Source organism: Bacillus fungorum (genome assembly GCF_002746455.1).
Classification (GTDB): Bacteria; Bacillota; Bacilli; order Bacillales; family Bacillaceae_G; genus Bacillus_A; species Bacillus_A fungorum.
This window is the reverse complement of the sequence record NZ_NWUW01000010.1, coordinates 1-12,550: the sequence shown is the minus strand read 5'-3', so window position 1 is coordinate 12,550 and position 12,550 is coordinate 1. Positions and strand designations below refer to the sequence as shown.

The following is a 12,550-nucleotide window of genomic DNA, read 5'->3' as shown; positions in this document are numbered from 1 at the left end:
CTTTAATCTACTTAAATTTTACAGAAATTTAACAAATATTCATATAGAAAAATATTGGTAGTTGACATTGTATATATGGTCAGTCAACTAACACATAAAATTCTACGTAAAACGTCAAATTCCTGCAAATTTTTTTGAAAAAATAAAAGAAAAACTAATGGGAAATATCTGAAACATTACAATTGTTCGGTATTTAGTTTTCGTGTATGGCATAAGAGATTTCGGTTTGTTATGATGAAAGAAACAATATAGTGAAGGATGGATGCGTGATGTCAGCAATTAATTGGACAGAAGAAGTTGCAAAAAGAAAAGATGATTTAATTCGTGATACACAACAATTTTTACAAATTAAAAGTGTATGGGAAGAAGAATCGGCGAAAGAGGGCGCACCATTCGGTGAAGGTGTAGAAAAAGCTTTATCTTTCATGTTACATAAAGGAGAAACGGAAGGCTTTACTTCTAAAAATTTAGAAGGGTATGCGGGTCATCTTGAAATGGGACAAGGAGAAGAATTAGTAGGTATTCTTTGTCACGTTGATGTTGTACCAGAAGGAGATGGCTGGACGACTCCTGCATATAGTGCAGATATTCGTGATGGGAAGATTTTTGCACGTGGTGCAATTGACGATAAAGGCCCAACGATGGCAGCTTATTATGCAATGAAAATTGTGAAAGAATTAGGTTTACCTCTTTCAAAACGCGTTCGTATGATTTTAGGAACAGATGAGGAAAGCAATTGGAAATGTGTAGATCACTACTTTAAAAACGAAGAAATGCCAACAATCGGTTTTGCGCCAGACGCGGACTTTCCGATTATTAATGCAGAAAAAGGAATTTCTGATATACAAGTTGTGCAAAATGGTAGTGAAGAGAAGAAAGGTACATATGAACTTGTTTCATTTGAATCAGGTCGTCGTTTAAATATGGTTCCTGATTTTGCAGAAGCGATTATTACAGGAGAAGATGTAAATGCACTTACAGTAGCATATGAAGAGTATTTACAAACTGCTAAAAAAATAGGTGAAGCAATTGTAGAAGGTAATACGGTGACATTGCAAATTAAAGGGATTTCAGCTCACGGATCTACTCCTGAAAAAGGAGAAAATGCAGGTTTATTACTGGCAAACTTCTTAACTACAGTTGCTCTTGATGGAAAAGCGAATGCATTTGCAACGTTTGCAACAGAAACATTTACTGGTGATATTTTTGGCGAAAAGGCTACTATCGCTTATAAAGATGAAGTTAGTGGACCGTTAACAGTGAATGTTGGTCGCCTTTCTTATACGAAAGAGGATGGTGGTAATTTAGGATTAAATGTACGTTATCCGGTTACGACTAACTTTGAAGAAATGATTGGAAAGTTAAAAGAATACGTTGGTACTCATGGATTTGCAGTAGCAGACTATTCGAACTCTCGCCCGCATCACGTTGATAAAGACCACGTATTAATTCGTACGTTGCAGCGTGTATACGAAGAACAAACAGGTGAAAAAGCAGAACTATTAGCAATCGGCGGTGGTACTTACGCTCGTTCATTAAGAGCTGGTGTTGCATTTGGCCCATTGTTCCCTGGAAAAGAAGAACTTGCGCATCAAAAAGATGAGTATATTGAAATTGAAGACTTATTAAAAGCGACAGCAATTTACGCACAAGCGATTCATGAATTAGCGAAATAATGGATATATAAATAATGACCGCTCTCTATTTTGGAGGGCGGCTTCTTTTTATCTGAATGAGATAAGAAAGAAAAGCAACAATAGAAAGAAGGAGAAGATGTACATGGAGCCGCATTATTTTGTCGCAATCACGTTACCAAATCATATAAAAGAAGTGCTGTCTAACTATAAAGAGGAAATGAAAGAGGACTTACCATTTCGTTCATGGGTACATAAAGAAGACTATCATATTACCCTTTCATTTTTAGGGAGTGCGACAGAGGAACAGTTAAAAGGAATAAAGAATGGATTACAAACACTCACAGAAACAAAGGAACTATCGTTTATATTAAAAGGATTTTCAACGTTCGGTATGGAAGATAGGCCACGTATTTTTTGGGCGAAGGTAAGTGAGAATCACGATTTGTTCGAGTTACAAAAGCAAGTACATGCTATTTGTGAAGGGAATGGATTTTCTTTAGAAACGCGCCCGTATCATCCGCATATTACTGTTGCCCGTAAATGGGTAGGAGAAGAAAAGTTTGATTTAGAACATATAAAGGAAGTGCCTGAAATATTATTTCAAGCGGATACGATTACTTTATACGAATCTCACGTGAAGGAGACACCGAAGTATAAAGCGATTGCTGAAATAAAATTACAAAAATAGAATGTATGAAAACGTTTTTTATACAGGTGAATATACTATAAAGAATAATGTGTTACTGTATAGGGCTTCGCTGATAAGAAAAGCCTTATCATTTGCAGCTCGTTTCATTTTAACTTTAAGAATGATGGTGATTTTTTTATGTTGAAAGTAAAACGTCCATTTGATGCCTATTTAGATGAAATGAATAAAATTACAATTTTGCTCCCACATGCGTATGGAACAAGTCGGACATTTCGTTTGCAAGAAGGAAGTAACGTGAAAGATTTACCGATTGCTCATACAATTGCGCTTCCGGATGCAACGAAGTATGAGTGCTTTATAGAAGAGCCGCTAGATGTGGGGAAGTATTATACAGTACGAGATGAACGGAATGAAGAAACAGATTTACAAATAGGTGCTGTCATAAGAACAGCGATTTTCGATGAAAAGTATTATTACGAAGGTACAGATTTAGGGGCTGTGTATCAAAAAGAAGCAACTACATTTAAAGTATGGGCTCCAACTGCGAGGCTTGCGAAAGTAAGAATTTATAAAAGTGATAAAGAATATACGGATCACGAAATGTACAGAGAAGAAAATGGAGCTTGGGTTCACACATTGCAAGGTGATTTAGCCGGGGAAAAGTATACATTTCTTGTTTGTATTAATTTAATATGGAACGAAGCTGTGGATCCTTACGCAAAATCAGTGACTGTAAATGGGAAGTACGGCGTTGTTATTGATTTGGAAAAGACAAATGTAACAAAGCGAGGGCAATTACCACCATTACAAGCAATGACAGATGCCATATTGTATGAACTGCATATTCGTGATGCTACTATTCATCAGGGCAGTGGAGTGAGTAAAAAAGGAACATATAAGGGGTTAATGGAAGAAGGAACAACAGGACAAAATGGGACGTTAACAGGTTTGTCTCATATAAAAGATTTAGGTGTTACACATGTTGAACTATTACCTTTATATTGTTTCGGTGGTGTAGATGAGGCGAACCCTTCCTTTGCGTATAATTGGGGTTACAATCCATTATATTACAATGCACCAACGGGATTTTATGCTACAAATCCCTCTGACCCGTATAACAGGATCGTAGAGTGTAAACAGCTGATTGAAACATTTCATGAGCACGGCATTAGGGTGATTATAGATGTTGTATATAATCATGTCTATGAAAGAGAGCTATCGTCATTTGAAAAGCTTGTTCCAGGATATTATTTTCGTCATGGTGAAAATGGTATGCCTTCTAATGGGACGGGAGTCGGAAATGATATAGCATCTGAACGGAAAATGATGAGGAAATTCATTGTAGAGTCTATTCTATATTGGCTTACGGAATACAATGTTGATGGATTCCGATTCGACTTAATGGGGATTTTAGATGTTGATACAATAAATATAATAGAAAAAGAAGTGCGAAACATAAAGCGAGATGCATTGCTATTAGGAGAAGGATGGGATCTGCAAACACCACTTCCTCTAGAGGAAAAAGCAACGTTAAATAATGCAAAGAAAATGCCGCATATTGCGCAATTTAATGATCAATTTCGTGATGGGATAAAAGGGAGTACCTTTCATATAAATAAACGTGGTTTTGCATTTGGTGGGCATGTAGACTGTAATCATTTGCAGTATATAGCATCAGGAAGCCTTTTGAGTATGAAAGAAACAGGTTTGTTTCTAGAGCCTGTGCAAAGCATTAACTATGTAGAATGTCATGACAATATGACGATGTGGGATAAAATAATGCGCAGTAATGAAGAGTCAGAAGAGATTTTGAAAAAACGTCACCTTCTAGCAACTGCAATGGTGATTCTGTCGCAAGGTATCCCTTTTTTACATGCTGGGCAAGAGTTTTATCGTACGAAGCAAGGAAATGAAAATAGTTATAATGCAAATGATGAAATTAATCAATTAGATTGGGATCAAAAAGAGAAAGAGATAGAGACCGTTAACTATATAAAAGGTTTAATTGCGATTCGTAAAGAGCACGGAGCATTCCGATTGCAAAACGCAGACCTTATAAAAAAGCATATGATTTTTTTGCAAACATCTCCAGAAGTACTTGCATATCACCTGCAAAATGTAGAATCGTTTGGACCGTGGAAAGAGATTGTTGTTTTATTTAATAGCGGTTTAGAAGCTAAAACGGTGCAACTTCCGAAAGAAGAAACGTGGCATGTGTTAGTTAACGAAAAGCAAGCGAAAATAGAGCCAATTTCTTCATTTAGAGGAAAGGAACTTAGGCTCGCTCCAATTAGCACGTATATATTGACGATAATGTGACAAATCGCTACTTGACGATGAGAATGTAATAAATGTAGAATTGACAAAGGTGACGATTTTGATAAGTTGTCATTCTATGGCTGGTTTTGTAAAATAAAATAGAGAGTTTTTGGCTTATGCCAAATTTTCTTTTCATTTACAGTAAAATATATATGAATCCACAACATGTGTAGAAATGTTGCGGTTTTTCTTTTCATAACTATAAAAGATAAGGATTTGTTAACGGGTAATGAATATGGAATGGTTGGAACAATTATTAGGAAAAGAGTGGAGTCTTGTACCGGCTGGTGGAGTAACGGGCGATGCATATATTGCGCAAAATGGACAACAGAAGTTATTTTTAAAGCGGAATACATCGCCCTTTTTAGCGGTATTGTCAGCAGAAGGAATTGTTCCAAAATTACTTTGGACAAGAAGGGTAACGAACGGTGATGTAATTTCTGCTCAAAAATGGCTTCCGGGACAGAAGCTAGAGCCAGAGGATATGAAACTAGAACGTGTTGCGAAACTTTTGAAGAAAATACACTCATCTAAAGCACTTGTACAGATGATTCAAAGACTTGGGAAGCAGCCGCTTCACGCACAAGAATTATTACAGCAACTGCAACTCGTTTTAAGAGGAGATATAAGGGATGATAAAACAATTCAGCAAGGCCTTCAATATTTAATGGCTTCATTAAAAGATATTGAATACAATGAATTCGTTGTATGCCATTGTGATGTAAACCATAACAATTGGCTATTGTCGGATGAAGATGAGTTGTTTTTAATTGATTGGGATGGAGCTGTAATTGCTGACCCAGCTCTAGACCTTGGTATGTTATTATATTGGTACATTCCGCGCCACGAATGGAGTGAGTGGCTCGGTTATTATGATATTGAAATGGATGAATCGCTGCTTAGACGTATGAGATGGTATGTGATAGCACAAACGATTTTGTCTATTCAATGGCATACAACAAAAAAGCAGCAAGCAGAAGCTGAATATTGGCATCAATATTTACAGCAACTACTTGCTTCAGAGTAATACTTAAGAAAAATTGTCCATTCCAGCAATCCACTGAGTAAGTTGTTCTTGATTATTGGAAATGTGGTTGTCCAAATTAGAGGAAGATTTACCCGATTGACTATAAGAATATACATCGTTTAGCATTGCTTTAGCGTCACTACTTATATTATCGTTTGCGAGTAACGATTGAATGAGACGCTCTAATTGCTCGCATTCAGAAACTGTCCCGCAACAATCACTTTGGTGATTGACTAAAATATCTTTCAGCACTTCTAATTGATGTTGTTGACTAATTGGCATGAACGGATCATCCTTTCGATTGTTTTTCTCTTCTCGGAATGTAAGAGAAAAAGCTGCTTCGTCATGGAATGTTTAATGCTGTATGTAGTTTTTATCAAAATGGTACATCTTATACTTGAAAGAAACGGACCGAGTGCTCGTACGTACTTGGTTTTTTGTTTGATAGATTGATTAAAACAGAAAGAAGGAATTATTCCTTTAAAATAGTTTTGTAAAGAGAGGGAGACATCTATGCGTTTAAGACATAAACCATATGCAATGGATCGAATTAATGAGTATTCACATATCGTAATCGGAAACCCAGAAGAGCGCGCTGGTAACTGGAAAGAAGTATTTGGAAATGAGCAACCAATTCACATTGAAGTAGGTACAGGTCGTGGCCGCTTTATGTATGATATGGCAAAAGCGAATCCACATATTAATTATATTGGAATTGAAAAATTCACAAGTGTTGTTGTAGATGCACTGGATAAATTAATTGAAGAAGAATTACCGAACTTAAAGTTAATTAATAAAGATGCTGAAGATTTAACAGTTTTCTTTGCAAAAGGTGAAATTGATCGCGTTTATTTAAATTTCTCAGATCCATGGCCAAAGAAACGTCATACGAAGCGTCGTTTAACGTATAAAACGTTTTTACGCAATTATGAAGAAGTGTTAGTAGAAGGTGGAGAAATTCATTTCAAAACAGATAACCAAGGTTTATTTGAATATTCTATTATGAGTATGGCTGAGTACGGTATGTTACTAACTTACTTAAGCTTAGATCTTCATAACAGCGACTTTGAAGGTAACATCATGACTGAATACGAAGAGAAATTCTCTAGTAAAGGTCATCGTATTTACCGTGTGGAAGCAAAATATCGCACAGAGCCTATGCAGTAATGCATAGGTTTTTTGTAACTAAAATAATCAGAATTTTATGTTAGTATTGAAAGAAAAGGGGGATGAAAAATGGAACAGTTACAAATTGGAGATATAAAGGTGACGTGGCTAAAGGGCGGGAATACACATTTAGATGGAGGAGCAATGTTTGGTGTTGTACCGAAAGTACTTTGGTCACGTAAATATAAACATAACGATACAAATCATATTTATTTACGAACAGATCCGTTACTTTTGCAAACAAAAGACGGTAATATGCTGATTGATTCCGGAATAGGAAACGGTAAATTGAATGAGAAGATGAAGCGAAATCAAGGTGTAACAGAAGAATCATCGGTGTATGAATCATTAGAAAAACTAGGATTAAAGCCTGAAGATATTCGCTACGTTTTAATGACACATCTTCATTTTGATCATGCATCTGGTTTAACGAAATGGGAAGAGGGTCAACTTATATCGGCGTTTCCGAATGCGAAAGTTTATGTAAGTGAAACAGAGTGGGATGAAATGAGGAACCCAAATATTAGATCCCGTAATACATATTGGAAGGAAAATTGGGAGCCGATTGTAGACCAAGTTATTACGTTTCAGCAGGAAATAGAAATTACAGATGAAATAAAAATGGCGCATACAGGCGGCCATAGTGACGGACATGCAGTTATTGCTTTGGAAAGCCAAGGTGAAACGATGCTTCATTTAGCAGATCTATTGCCGACGCACGCGCATCAAAATGTATTATGGGTAATGGCTTATGATGATTATCCGATGACATCGATTGAAAATAAGCAAAAGTGGATGAAGTATGGCGCGGAAAACGATGCTTGGTTTACGTTTTATCATGACGCGTATTATCGTGCAGTAAAGTGGAATGAGGAAGGGTATATTGTAGAAAAGGTAGAGAGAAAAACGAGTATAGAAGCATAAAAAGAGGAGGTTGTTCCAGAATATTTGTTGGAGCGGCCTCTTTATTATTGTCGGCTTTTGCCGGTAATTCGATATATTCGAAAAATCGCCCATATAATTTTAATCAATACCCACAATTTCAAAAAAATAAGAGGTTCACCTAATGGGAACCCTCCTTTTTATGCTGCTATAACCTCTAAAACAGTACCTGTTTTAGCATCAACTAAAAATTCAAATCGTTCTTGTATATCATCTAACATCGTTGTAAGACCGCCGCGATAAACTTCATATGCGACATCATATTTTTCAAATGTCTCTGGAACCATATGTACCCAAGAGCCAGTAATTTCACCTTTATGACTTAATGCTTGTTTCACCATTTTCAATGCTTTTTCTGAAGAAATATGGGATTGTTCTTGTACTTTGTTTGCAACGAAATAACCAGCTGCGAACCCAACGCCAAGACCTGCTACTAAACCTTTCCAGCTCATATATTCACCTCAATTCTATAAAATAAAAATAGTGTACCGATAATAATTATAAAGCAAATACAGCTAAAAAAGAAGAAACTAGAAACATTTCGAAAATTTCGTTACAATAAAAGAGGTATTCTACTAAGGTTTGAAAGAAGGGGACTTCGTGAATAAAGAGACATTACAATTATTTCGTACGTTAACAGAATTACAAGGTGCATCAGGTTTCGAACATGATGTACGCCGTTTTATGAAGCAAGAATTAAGTAAATATGCGGATGAAATTGTGCAAGACGGTTTAGGTAGCGTATTTGGTCTGAAAAAAGGGGACGAAACTGGCCCACGTGTTCTTGTAGCAGGTCATATGGATGAAGTAGGTTTCATGGTTACGCAAATTACGAAAAACGGAATGCTTCGTTTTCAAACGTTAGGCGGCTGGTGGAGTCAAGTACTATTAGCGCAACGTGTACAAGTTATGACGAAGAATGGTCCTGTTATTGGGGTTGTTGGTTCTATTCCTCCTCACTTACTAAGTGACGCGCAACGTGCAAAACCGATGGATATAAAAAATATGTTAATTGATATAGGTGCAGATAGCTATGAAGATGCGATTGAAATTGGTGTAAAACCAGGACAACAAATCGTGCCAATTTGCCCGTTCACGCCGATGGCAAATGAGAAGAAAATTATGGCGAAAGCTTGGGACAACCGTTACGGATGTGGCCTTGCAATCGAATTACTAAAAGAATTAAAAGACGAAACTTTACCAAACACATTATACTCTGGCGCGACTGTACAAGAAGAAGTTGGTCTTCGCGGTGCGCAAACTGCTGCAAATATGATTCAACCAGACATTTTCTATGCGCTTGATGCAAGTCCAGCCAACGATGCATCTGGTGATAAAACACAGTTCGGTCAATTAGGAAAAGGTGCTCTCCTTCGTATTTACGACCGTACGATGGTAACACATAGAGGAATGCGCGAATTTATTTTAGATACAGCAGAAACACACAACATTCCGTACCAATACTTTATTTCACAAGGTGGTACAGATGCGGGCCGTGTACATACAAGTAACTCAGGTATCCCATCAGCAGTAATTGGTGTTTGTGCACGCTACATTCATACACATGCTTCTATTTTACATGTTGATGACTATGCAGCAGCAAAAGAGCTAATTACGAAGCTTGTCAGAGCAACGGATAAAACGACGTTAGAAACAATTAAGAATAACGCGTAGAGAAGAAGGGCCAAAAACCCTTCTTTTTTTAGGTAGAATAGATGACCCAGCGGTGTGTGGTGGCGGTCAGTGCTTAATTGATGTTCGAATGGTGTATGAAGACCGCGAGTAGGAAGTGAGAGGAAGGCTCTTTTTGAGTCGAGGTAGGCAATGTTGAAAGAAAAACCTTTCTTTTTTAGATTGAATAGATAACCCAGCGGTGTGTGGTGGCGGTAGTGCTTAATGGATGCTCGAATGATGTATCAAGACTGCGGGTAGGAAGAAAGAAGAAGCCTGTTTTTGTGTTTAGGATCAGTAATATTGTGGAAAACCACCTTCTTTTATAGGTAGAAGGGATTCCTCGGTGGTGTGTGGTAGTGATTGGTGCTTAATTTAAGTAGGGCGAAATGATGAATGTATATAGAGGTGAATGAAATGAAAGTAGTAGTTGGATCGAAGAATAAAACGAAAGTCGGAGCTGTGGAGAAGGTTTGGAGCGATGCTGAAATTACGTCTCTTTCTGTTCCTTCAGGGGTAGCAAACCAGCCGTTTTCAGATGAAGAGACGATGCAAGGAGCGATCAATAGAGCGAAGCGAGCGCTGCAAGAAGGAGAAGCTCAAATTGGTATTGGATTAGAAGGCGGCGTAATGAAAACGGAGCATGGTTTATTTATGTGTAACTGGGGCGCGTTAGCAACAAGTGATGGTAAAACATTCGTTGCCGGCGGAGCACGTATTACGTTACCAGATGATTTTTTAGCACCTCTTGAAGATGGCAAGGAGCTAAGTGAAGTGATGGAAGAGTTTGTACAAAGAAAAGATATTCGTAGTCACGAAGGTGCAATCGGTATTTTTACGGATGATTATGTCGACCGTACGGAATTATTTGTACACGTTGTTAAGTTACTTGTTGGGCAATATAAGTATGACGAAAAGCAAGCATAAACCTTGCACCGTGCGCGATGTATGGTAGTATAAAAGAAAGATTATAACATGAAAAAATGCACTCGTTAGAGGAGGAAATATAGATGAAATCATTAGAAAGCATGGAGCAATTCCAACAATTAAAAAATGAAGAGAATGTAGTCTTTATGTTCTCAGCAGAATGGTGCCCAGACTGCCGCTTTGTAGATCCATTTATGCCAGAAGTAGAAGAGAAATATAGTGATTTCTCATTTTACTATGTAGATCGTGATGAGTTTATTGATCTATGCGTAAAATTAGACGTATTTGGCATTCCGAGCTTTGTAGCGTACAATAAAGGTGAAGAAACAGGTCGCTATGTAAACAAAGATCGTAAAACACAAGAACAAATCGAAGAGTTCATTGAAGGTTTAAAATAAGGCAATTTGCCAATTGAATTGTAAAACAACCTCTACCTTCGCGGGGGAGGTTATTTTTTTGGAAGGGAGGAAAAAGAGATGAAGATGACAAGTAAAAAGATGAAAGATGAGTTAATGAAGAAATTATCTCGCCCGGAATGGGACTTTCAGTATGATAGTGAGAAAGAAGTTCTACGTATAGAACAGAAAGACTCGAAAAAAGGTATTAACGTATCGCTTCCAGGTGTTGTGGCAAAATGGGAAGTGAATAAAGAAAAAGCAGTTGAAGAGGTTGCCTATTACGTACAAGAAGCGTTAATTGCGATGCATAAAGAAGAAAATAGCGCGGCGAAAATTTTACCTGTTATTCGCTCTACTTCTTTCCCGAAACAAGCAGAAGAAGGAAATCCGTTTATTATGACGGATCATACGGCGGAAACACGTATTTACTACGCGTTAGATTCGAATAAAACGTATCGACTCATTGATGAGCGTTTATTACAAAAGTTAGAGCTTACAGAGCAACAAGTGCGTGAAATGGCATTATTCAACGCTCGTTCATTAGGTTATGAATTTAAACAAGACACAGTAGCAGGTAATACATTCTACTTTTTAAACACAAACGATGGGTATGATGCGACGCGTATTTTAAACGAATCATTATTACAATCGATGCGTGAAAAGATTTCTGGTGACATGGTTGTTGCTGTTCCTCACCAAGATGTATTAATTATTGCTGATATCGTCAACGAAATCGGTTATGATATTATTGCACAAATGACAATGAAATTTTTTGCCGAAGGGCATGTTCCGATTACATCACTTTCATTCGTATATGAAGATGGGGACTTTGAACCAATCTTTATTTTGGCGAAAAATCGGAAGAAGACAGATGGAAAAGAGAAAGGATGAACGAAGTGAACGTTTTTTACAACCTTGAAGGAATTGGTGACACTCTAATTGTTGCCTTACAAGATATTACTTTAGAGAACCGTACTTTTGATCGCAAAGGAGATGTTGCACGCGTATATGATCGCGAAAGCAACGTGACGGCAGGATTCAACATCTTTAATGCATCTTCTTACTTAGAAGTAAAAGAAACAGGTAACCTTACATTAACGAAAGAACTTGTAGAAAAAATCAACGAAATTTTAGCGAAGAACGGCTTTGAAGAAACAGTAGAAGCAGATCTTTCTCCGAAATTTGTTGTAGGCTATGTAGCTGAAAAAGAGAAACATCCAAATGCTGATAAGTTAAACATTTGTAAAGTAGAAATCGGTACAGAAACATTACAAATTGTATGTGGCGCACCGAATGTTGATGCAGGACAAAAAGTTGTCGTTGCAAAAATCGGCGCTGTAATGCCAAGCGGTATGTTAATTAAACCAGCTGAGCTTCGCGGAGTTCCTTCTGCTGGAATGATTTGCTCAGCACGTGAATTAGAGCTTCCAGATGCTCCACAAGAAAAAGGTATTCTTGTATTAGAAGATAGCTTTGAAGTTGGACAAGAGTTCAAATTTTAATTGATATAAGAAAAGAGAGGCTGTCCTTTTGGGCAGCTTCTCTTTTCTATTGAATCTTTGATATATTGTGAGTTGTGATAGATATATGTAGAAAATCGTTCATATTCATAAGGATGTCACCTTTTTTCTTAAAATCTATATTGTGTTTTATAAACAATATAGTTAAAATTTAGAAAAAAAGAAGGGGTAACTAACTGTTACGATTTATTTAACCAATTATAACGAAAGTTAATTAAATATATCAGTAAGCCCTGCTAGTCAAGTGATTGGCTAGTAGTGAGGGTTAACTGCGGGCAATCCCTAAAGCTGAT

13 protein-coding genes are annotated in these 12,550 nt (G+C 37.1%); 11 read left to right on the top strand and 2 right to left on the bottom strand.

All coding sequences use genetic code 11. The features are described from left to right. Positions 1-269: 269 nt before the first annotated feature. From pepV to CO726_RS15560, 4 genes are all read left to right on the top strand, one after another. On the top strand, positions 270-1,676 hold the full coding sequence (gene pepV, locus CO726_RS15580; RefSeq protein WP_099684871.1) for a dipeptidase PepV: 1,407 nt from the start codon (positions 270-272) through the stop codon (positions 1,674-1,676). Between the two features lie 103 nt (positions 1,677-1,779). Next, positions 1,780-2,325, top strand: a complete 546-nt coding sequence (gene thpR, locus CO726_RS15575; RefSeq protein WP_099684870.1) for an RNA 2',3'-cyclic phosphodiesterase — start codon at positions 1,780-1,782, stop codon at positions 2,323-2,325. 138 nt (positions 2,326-2,463) lie between these two features. Then, positions 2,464-4,605 carry a type I pullulanase gene (gene pulA, locus CO726_RS15565; RefSeq protein ID WP_099684869.1) on the top strand — a complete coding sequence of 714 codons (2,142 nt, stop codon included), beginning with the start codon at positions 2,464-2,466 and terminating at the stop codon, positions 4,603-4,605. A 229-nt stretch (positions 4,606-4,834) separates the two neighbouring features. Next, complete coding sequence (locus CO726_RS15560) at positions 4,835-5,632, top strand: phosphotransferase family protein (RefSeq protein ID WP_099684868.1); 798 nt, start codon at positions 4,835-4,837, stop codon at positions 5,630-5,632. A 3-nt stretch (positions 5,633-5,635) separates the two neighbouring features. Here the strand turns inward: CO726_RS15560 and CO726_RS15555 are convergent, their stop codons facing one another. Continuing rightward, positions 5,636-5,914 (bottom strand): YtzH-like family protein, encoded by a 279-nt coding sequence (locus CO726_RS15555; protein WP_060632585.1) that lies wholly within the window; start codon positions 5,912-5,914, stop codon positions 5,636-5,638. 231 nt (positions 5,915-6,145) lie between these two features. On the opposite strand from CO726_RS15555, the gene trmB reads away from it, so the two are divergent. Both trmB and CO726_RS15545 read left to right on the top strand, forming a co-directional pair. Further along, on the top strand, positions 6,146-6,799 hold the full coding sequence (gene trmB, locus CO726_RS15550) for a tRNA (guanosine(46)-N7)-methyltransferase TrmB (RefSeq protein WP_099684867.1): 654 nt from the start codon (positions 6,146-6,148) through the stop codon (positions 6,797-6,799). Positions 6,800-6,868: 69 nt separating this feature from the next. After that, entirely contained in the window at positions 6,869-7,723 is an 855-nt protein-coding gene (locus CO726_RS15545; protein WP_099684866.1) for a YtnP family quorum-quenching lactonase, read from the top strand. A 158-nt stretch (positions 7,724-7,881) separates the two neighbouring features. Here CO726_RS15545 and CO726_RS15540 read toward each other — a convergent pair whose 3' ends face one another. Continuing rightward, positions 7,882-8,193 (bottom strand): PepSY domain-containing protein, encoded by a 312-nt coding sequence (locus CO726_RS15540; RefSeq protein ID WP_000118537.1) that lies wholly within the window; start codon positions 8,191-8,193, stop codon positions 7,882-7,884. Between the two features lie 148 nt (positions 8,194-8,341). On the opposite strand from CO726_RS15540, the gene CO726_RS15535 reads away from it, so the two are divergent. The 5 genes from CO726_RS15535 (at position 8,342) to ytpR (ending at position 12,239) form a co-directional block, all read left to right on the top strand. Next, positions 8,342-9,415 carry a M42 family metallopeptidase gene (locus tag CO726_RS15535; RefSeq protein ID WP_001031515.1) on the top strand — a complete coding sequence of 358 codons (1,074 nt, stop codon included), beginning with the start codon at positions 8,342-8,344 and terminating at the stop codon, positions 9,413-9,415. A gap of 414 nt (positions 9,416-9,829) precedes the next feature. After that, a complete protein-coding gene (locus tag CO726_RS15530; RefSeq protein WP_099684865.1) occupies positions 9,830-10,339 on the top strand; it encodes a DUF84 family protein in 510 nt (169 codons plus the stop codon). An 83-nt stretch (positions 10,340-10,422) separates the two neighbouring features. Then, entirely contained in the window at positions 10,423-10,737 is a 315-nt protein-coding gene (locus tag CO726_RS15525) for a thioredoxin family protein (protein ID WP_000838193.1), read from the top strand. A 78-nt stretch (positions 10,738-10,815) separates the two neighbouring features. Further along, positions 10,816-11,628 (top strand): DUF1444 domain-containing protein, encoded by an 813-nt coding sequence (locus tag CO726_RS15520; RefSeq protein WP_099684864.1) that lies wholly within the window; start codon positions 10,816-10,818, stop codon positions 11,626-11,628. Continuing rightward, a complete protein-coding gene (gene ytpR, locus CO726_RS15515; protein ID WP_001006769.1) occupies positions 11,625-12,239 on the top strand; it encodes a YtpR family tRNA-binding protein in 615 nt (204 codons plus the stop codon). The genes CO726_RS15520 and ytpR overlap by 4 nt, the downstream gene beginning before the upstream one ends. The last annotated feature ends 311 nt before the right edge of the window (positions 12,240-12,550 follow it).

Excerpts from the sequence above, each read along its gene's own strand:
- pepV (WP_099684871.1), top strand. The coding sequence starts at position 270 with ATGTCAGCAATTAATTGGACAGAAGAAGTTGCAAAAAGAAAAGATGAT.
- thpR (WP_099684870.1), top strand. The coding sequence starts at position 1,780 with ATGGAGCCGCATTATTTTGTCGCAATCACGTTACCAAATCATATAAAA.
- pulA (WP_099684869.1), top strand. The coding sequence starts at position 2,464 with ATGTTGAAAGTAAAACGTCCATTTGATGCCTATTTAGATGAAATGAAT.
- CO726_RS15560 (WP_099684868.1), top strand. The coding sequence starts at position 4,835 with ATGAATATGGAATGGTTGGAACAATTATTAGGAAAAGAGTGGAGTCTT.
- CO726_RS15555 (WP_060632585.1), bottom strand. The coding sequence starts at position 5,914 with ATGCCAATTAGTCAACAACATCAATTAGAAGTGCTGAAAGATATTTTA.
- trmB (WP_099684867.1), top strand. The coding sequence starts at position 6,146 with ATGCGTTTAAGACATAAACCATATGCAATGGATCGAATTAATGAGTAT.
- CO726_RS15545 (WP_099684866.1), top strand. The coding sequence starts at position 6,869 with ATGGAACAGTTACAAATTGGAGATATAAAGGTGACGTGGCTAAAGGGC.
- CO726_RS15540 (WP_000118537.1), bottom strand. The coding sequence starts at position 8,193 with ATGAGCTGGAAAGGTTTAGTAGCAGGTCTTGGCGTTGGGTTCGCAGCT.
- CO726_RS15530 (WP_099684865.1), top strand. The coding sequence starts at position 9,830 with ATGAAAGTAGTAGTTGGATCGAAGAATAAAACGAAAGTCGGAGCTGTG.
- CO726_RS15525 (WP_000838193.1), top strand. The coding sequence starts at position 10,423 with ATGAAATCATTAGAAAGCATGGAGCAATTCCAACAATTAAAAAATGAA.
- CO726_RS15520 (WP_099684864.1), top strand. The coding sequence starts at position 10,816 with ATGAAGATGACAAGTAAAAAGATGAAAGATGAGTTAATGAAGAAATTA.
- ytpR (WP_001006769.1), top strand. The coding sequence starts at position 11,625 with ATGAACGAAGTGAACGTTTTTTACAACCTTGAAGGAATTGGTGACACT.